Origin of the sequence: Mesorhizobium sp. M5C.F.Ca.IN.020.32.2.1 (assembly GCF_004023105.1) — a bacterium.
GTDB classification, from domain to species: Bacteria; Pseudomonadota; Alphaproteobacteria; order Rhizobiales; family Rhizobiaceae; genus Mesorhizobium; species Mesorhizobium wenxiniae.
This window is the reverse complement of the sequence record NZ_RZSX01000402.1, coordinates 1-5521: the sequence shown is the minus strand read 5'-3', so window position 1 is coordinate 5521 and position 5521 is coordinate 1. Positions and strand designations below refer to the sequence as shown.

Below are 5521 nucleotides of genomic sequence, written 5' to 3'. Positions count from 1 at the left end.
CAGATGCTGCGCGTACTGGAGATGCGCGAGGTCACGCCGCTCGGCACCAACGAGTTGCGGCCCGTCGACCTGCGCGTGGTTGCGGCCGCCAAGGTCGATCTCGGCGATTCGCGCCAGCGCGGCACGTTCCGCGAGGATCTCTACTACCGGCTCAACGTAGTGACGATCTCCATTCCGCCGCTGCGCGAGCGCCGCGACGACGTCGCCCTGCTGTTCTTCTATTTCGCCGAGCGCGCCGCCGCCCGCTTTCGGCGTCCGGTGCCGGCGGTGTCGGCCTCGGTGCACCGCCATCTCAGGGAGCATGACTGGCCGGGCAATGTGCGCGAGCTCGCGCATTTCGCCGAGCGGTTTGTGCTTGGATTGGAAGAAGACGCTGGAGCGCTTCCCCCTGGCCCAGCCCGGCCGGATGCCGACATGAAGCTGCCGGAGCGGCTGGAGCGCTACGAGGCCGACATCATCCGCGAGACGCTTGGCCGCAACGAGGGCGACGTCAGGCGCACGATCGAAGCGCTGGGGATTCCGCGTAAGACGTTCTACGATAAGCTTCAGCGCCATGGCATCGTGCGCAGCGAGTTTTCCAGGTAAAGGGCCGACAGGCCGGCAAGCGTCGGCGACCCTTCCGTGGCCTTGCTCCGAACGCCGATTCCGATCTTCGCGATCATGCGCTAGACTTGCAGGAACTCAACCGGGCTGACCCATGATTGTCCAGACCTGCATCAATGGCGCGCGCAGCGCCGATTTTCATCCGCAACTGCCGCTTGACCCCGGAGCCATGGCGCGTGACGGCGCGGCCTGCGTCGCTGCCGGTGCCGCCGAGCTGCATGTCCATGCGCGCGGGCTCGACGGCCGGGAAAGCCTCGCTCCTGAGGCGATCGACCGCACCATCCTTGCCCTCCGCCGCGCCTGCCCGGGAACGCTGATCGGTGTCTCCACCGGTGCCTGGATCGAGAACGACGACGAGCGGACGCTTGCCGCGATCGCCAGCTGGAGCGAGCTGCCCGACTATGCCTCGGTCAATCTGAGCGAGAAGGCCGCGCCCGAGGTCATGCAAAGCCTGCGGCAGCGGGGCATCGGCATCGAGGCCGGGCTCGCCTCCGTCGCTGATGCCGAGCGCCTGGTCCGGCTCGACCGTGGCAGCCAGGTGCTGCGCATCCTGATCGAGATCTCCGAGCAGGCGCTGGACGCGGCATGGGAAGTCAGCGACGGCATCGCGGCCGTGCTTGACCGCGCCGGGATGGGACGGGCGATCCTGCTGCATGGCGAAAACGCGACAGTCTGGCCATTGGTGCACCGGGCGGCAGAGCGCAACTGGTCGACGCGTGTCGGGCTGGAAGACGGCAAAGAGCTTCCGGACGGCGCTACGGCATCAGGCAATGCCGCACTGACGGCTGCTGCCGTCGCGATCTTCCGGGCCGGTCGCTGATTCATCCCACAGGTTTCGGGCGCCTTGCCTGACCAGGATCTTTTCGGGATCCTGCGTCAGGCCACGTCCCGCAAAGTCGAACGCGGCGTCGCCGACTTGGCGCCGGTGCGATCCTCGTGAAGCGCGAAACCCGCGGCGCCCGGATCGCCCAGTTCGGGGCGGAGCTGCATGCTTGGGATGTGGTAGTCCCCGCCATTCTGCTGCCGATAGGGAATGGGCCGGATTGTCTCGAGCGTCCGCATTCTTTCGCGCAGCCGATCCGCGACAGGCTCGAAATCGGCCTCCCCAAAACGATCCACTCTGTAGACCACGAACGGCGGAAGCACGTCGTAGCCTGGATAGTAAAGGATCCCGTGATTGATCGGGAACAGCAAGTCGTCGATCGGGCCGTTGACGCCGCGGGCGGAGTAATGCTCTTCCCAGCCGCCGGTGGTCACGATCAGCATAGCGCGCTTGCCGGCGAGCGTTCCCTCACCAAAGCGATCACCCCACCGCTTGTCGCTATGCTCGCCGACACCATAGGCGAAGCCGTAGGCGTACACCCGGTCGACCCAGCCCTTGAGGATCGCCGGCATGGCGTACCACCACAGCGGGAACTGGAGGATCAGCGTGTCGGCCCACAGCAGCTTGTCGATTTCCGCTTTAACGTCACCGGTCAGAGTGTTGGTCGCAAAAGCTTTTTTGGATGCCGCAGCCGGCAGGAGTCGTTCTTCGGGCGGCCACGACGGAAAGTCGGCACGGTCCACCTCGGATTTCCAGCCATCGGCATAGAGGTCCGATATCAGCACCTCGTGGCCCTGGGCCTCGAGTTCCCTGATGGCGACGTCACGCAGTGCACCGTTGAGCGAAAGCGGTTCAGGATGAGCAAAAACAAGCAGGACTTTCATGGGTCAACTCCGAAGGAAGGACGATCGACGCTAAGGTAGCCAGCCCCGGGATAATCCGCTATATAAGAGTAATGCATAAGATTATGCCGAATAATGGATAGGTCTGACGTCACACTCGAGCGCATGCGCACCTTCGTTCGCGTCGCCGAGCGCGGCAGCCTCTCGGCGGTGGCGCGCGAACTCGGAGTTGGGCAGTCGACGGTCACACGGCATCTGCGCGAGCTCGAAGACGCCGTCGGCGTGCCCTTGCTCAGCAGGACCACCCGGCGTGTCACGATGACCGATGAAGGCAGCCGTTACTATGCCGACGCCGTCCAGATCCTGCGCCTCGTCGAGCAGGCCGGCGATGAGGCACGGGGCACCCGCGGCGCGTCGGCCGGCACGATCCGGATATCCTGCACGGCGGCGCTCGGGGTCTTGCACATCAGCCGGCTGATCTTCGCCTTTCAGGACCGCTATCCCGACATCGGGGTCGATCTCAGCCTCACCGACGAGCGCATCGACCTTGTGCGGGAGGGCGTCGACATCGCGCTTCGCCTCGGTCCGCTCACCGACAGCTCGATGAAACTGCGGGCGCTCGGCCAGTCCCGGCGTCTGCTGGTGGCGTCGCCGGCCTATCTGGCGGCGCGGGGCAGACCGGCTGTCCCGCAGGACCTGCCTGACCATGAAGGCATCCGGATGTCGAACATCGCAGGAAGCGACACGCTCGCCCTGCAGGGGCCTGGCGGCGAACGCCACGCGGTGCCTTTTGGCGGCCGGTTTCGGATCGACCATGGGCTCGCCGCGCGCGAAGCGCTCGTCGCCGGACGCGGCATCGCACCTGCCCATCACTGGCTTGTCGACGATCTCCTCGCCGCCGGCCGGCTGGAAGTGATCCTGCCAGGTTATTCGCCGCCTCCCGTAACGCTGAGCATGCTGATCGTCCCGGAGCGCGCGGGCATTGCCCGGGTCCGGCTGCTGGTCGACTTTCTCGCCGAGCGGATCGGCGGCATTCCGGGGATTGGGAAGCCGCGTTAGCCGGCGTGTCCTCGGTCGGCTGCGGCACCGGCAACGCCCAACCCCAGACCGACCGCAGCCGCGCCTTCCTGAGCAAGACCCCTGCAGCATTAAGAGTTCCGACTCACCCAGTTGGCTGCGCCGATGGCCGAAAGGGGTGGATAGTCGCCTGAAGCATTGCCAACCTAATGACAACCTTGCCCTTGGCGCGGCCCTGCTCGATGTAGGCCAAGGCCTCATTGGTCTGCTCAAGCGGGAAGACGCGATCTATGACCGGGCGGATTTCGCCCGTTTCGATGAGAGATGCGATTTTGGTCAACTGCTCCCCATTGGCCGCCATGAACAGGAACGAATATCGGACACCTGCGCGTTTGGCCCGCCTCCGGCGGAACACCGAGACAATCCAGGCAAAGGTTGCGCTTCAGCCGCGCTGTTGCCCGAAATTGCGCGTGAGCCGGTCGAGACGCGCCAAGTTTACGCCGAACACCTGCTCAAGCTCGTACGCCAGGTGGCGGCCGAACTGACGCCCGACGCCCGCGACCCCGAGGCTGTCGCATTCGGTGTCTTCGCGACCCTGATCGGCACGCTTGAGCTGTCCCGCGCGGTGAACGGAACCGAACTGTCCGATCGCATTCTTGAGGCTGGCGCGATAGCGGCGAAGGCGCTGCTCCAGCCCCGCGAGAACGACAGCCCAGCTGAAAGGGAACCATCATGAATGTGCATCAGCTATCGCGACCTGCCGCGATCATCAAACACAGGGACGTGCCGACGAAAACGGTCGACGTCGGCGGTACGAAATTCACCTACCGGGAGCTCGGGCCCACAACTGGGATACCGGTGATCTTTCTTACCCATCTGAGTGCGGTTCTCGACAATTGGGATCCCCGGGTCGTCGATGGTATTGCCGCGAAACGGCGAGTTATCACCTTCGATAACCGTGGTGTTGGCGCATCAAGCGGCTCCACTCCCAATACGGTGGAGGCGATGGCCCGCGACGCGGTCGCCTTCATCCGGGCCCTCGGTTTCCAGCAGGTCGATCTGCTCGGCCTATCTCTTGGCGGCTTCATCGCCCAGGCGATTGTTCAGCTGGAGCCAGATCTGGTTCGCAAGATCATCCTCGCGGGAACCGGCCCGGCCGGGGGTACCGGCATCGACAGGGTGACTTTCGTCACCATCTTCGACATGATCCGCGCCGCGCTAACCATCAAGGACCCAAAGAACTACCTCTTCTTCACCCAAAGCCCCAACGGCAAGAAGGCGGCACGCGAGTTTCTGCAGCGATTGAAGGAACGGACCAATGACCGCGACAAGCCCATCGCGCTCGGCGCCTTCAACCAGCAGCTCAAGGCGGTCCGTGCCTTTGGCCTTGAGCGCCCTGCCGACCTGTCGCGTATCCGGCACCCGGTCCTCGTGGTGAATGGCGATCACGACAGAATGGTGCCCACCAGCAATTCCGTCGACATGGCACGGCGCTTTCCCAATGCCGAGTTGGTCCTGTACGAGGACGGCGGGCATACGGCCATTTTCCAGTATCACGGCGCCTTCGTGGAAAAGGCCCTGGACTTCCTTGAGGCCTAGCGCATCGGCCCGAAAATCGGAATCGATTTTCGGAAAGCACGATGCACAGATTCAAAAGTGCTAGAGCGTACTTTCCAAGTGGACGCGCGTCGCGCTAGCGCGGCCCGCCTGGTCCGATCCATCGGCTGACGACCAGCTGTCGTCTGCAAATGCAAGCTTGAACGCCTGCAGGGCGAGCCGACTTCCGAAACAGGGCATGAGTTGGCCGGTGGCTCGTGAACGCTTAGGATCGAACGTTCAGAGTAATTGGATTTGACCTAAACGTCAGCCTGCAATGGCCGGCGTCTTCAGCCGAACGTCGCCAGAGGCTCAGTGCGGACCTCGACCCACTGGCAGCGCCGGCTGTGGTGATAGGTCGGCTGTGGTGATAGAAAGACAGGAAGCGCGGCGGGGACCATCTCTCGGCGAAAGCCGCTCACCGGGATGGCGACAGACCGGGCTGGCGGACGGTTAGGGCTACCGGACGGAACGATTGCGACCGGCGGTGCCGCGCTGGGCGAGGAACCCAAGCTTATTGTGTATCCGCATGGGCTCTCAGCTCTGCCCTCCTCTCGTCGGAGACGACGGCGAGGTCGAGCACCTTCTGCAATTCGGCCGCATGACGGAACGACGGCTCCGCCTGAACACCGTTGCGCAC

5 protein-coding genes and 3 pseudogenes are annotated in these 5521 nt (G+C 64.3%); 5 read left to right on the top strand and 3 right to left on the bottom strand.

The genetic code is table 11. The features are described from left to right. Together EOA86_RS20005 and EOA86_RS20000 are read left to right on the top strand one after the other, a co-directional pair. The coding region (locus tag EOA86_RS20005) for a sigma 54-interacting transcriptional regulator (RefSeq protein ID WP_164891846.1) at nucleotides 1–585 on the top strand (585 nt) is incomplete at its 5' end. A 112-nt stretch (nucleotides 586–697) separates the two neighbouring features. After that, nucleotides 698–1423 carry a 3-keto-5-aminohexanoate cleavage protein gene (locus EOA86_RS20000; protein WP_128343217.1) on the top strand — a complete coding sequence of 242 codons (726 nt, stop codon included), beginning with the start codon at nucleotides 698–700 and terminating at the stop codon, nucleotides 1421–1423. A 56-nt stretch (nucleotides 1424–1479) separates the two neighbouring features. Here the strand turns inward: EOA86_RS20000 and EOA86_RS19995 are convergent, their stop codons facing one another. Further along, a complete protein-coding gene (locus tag EOA86_RS19995; RefSeq protein WP_128343216.1) occupies nucleotides 1480–2310 on the bottom strand; it encodes an NAD(P)H-dependent oxidoreductase in 831 nt (276 codons plus the stop codon). Nucleotides 2311–2403: 93 nt separating this feature from the next. Here EOA86_RS19995 and EOA86_RS19990 point away from each other — a divergent pair, with 93 nt between their 5' ends. Then, nucleotides 2404–3327, top strand: coding sequence for a LysR family transcriptional regulator (locus EOA86_RS19990; protein WP_128343214.1), 924 nt, complete (start codon nucleotides 2404–2406; stop codon nucleotides 3325–3327). A 103-nt stretch (nucleotides 3328–3430) separates the two neighbouring features. Here the strand turns inward: EOA86_RS19990 and EOA86_RS19985 are convergent. Next, nucleotides 3431–3691: pseudogene (locus EOA86_RS19985) on the bottom strand (zinc-binding dehydrogenase); the annotation flags it as partial. On the opposite strand from EOA86_RS19985, the pseudogene EOA86_RS19980 reads away from it, so the two are divergent. Together EOA86_RS19980 and EOA86_RS19975 are read left to right on the top strand one after the other, a co-directional pair. Beyond that, a pseudogene (locus tag EOA86_RS19980) lies at nucleotides 3692–4021 on the top strand (TetR/AcrR family transcriptional regulator); the annotation flags it as partial. After that, nucleotides 4018–4884, top strand: a complete 867-nt coding sequence (locus EOA86_RS19975) for an alpha/beta hydrolase (protein WP_128343213.1) — start codon at nucleotides 4018–4020, stop codon at nucleotides 4882–4884. The pseudogene EOA86_RS19980 and the gene EOA86_RS19975, both read left to right, overlap by 4 nt. Nucleotides 4885–5395: 511 nt before the next feature. Here the strand turns inward: EOA86_RS19975 and EOA86_RS40455 are convergent. Further along, nucleotides 5396–5521 (bottom strand): annotated as a pseudogene (locus EOA86_RS40455) (gfo/Idh/MocA family oxidoreductase); the annotation flags it as partial.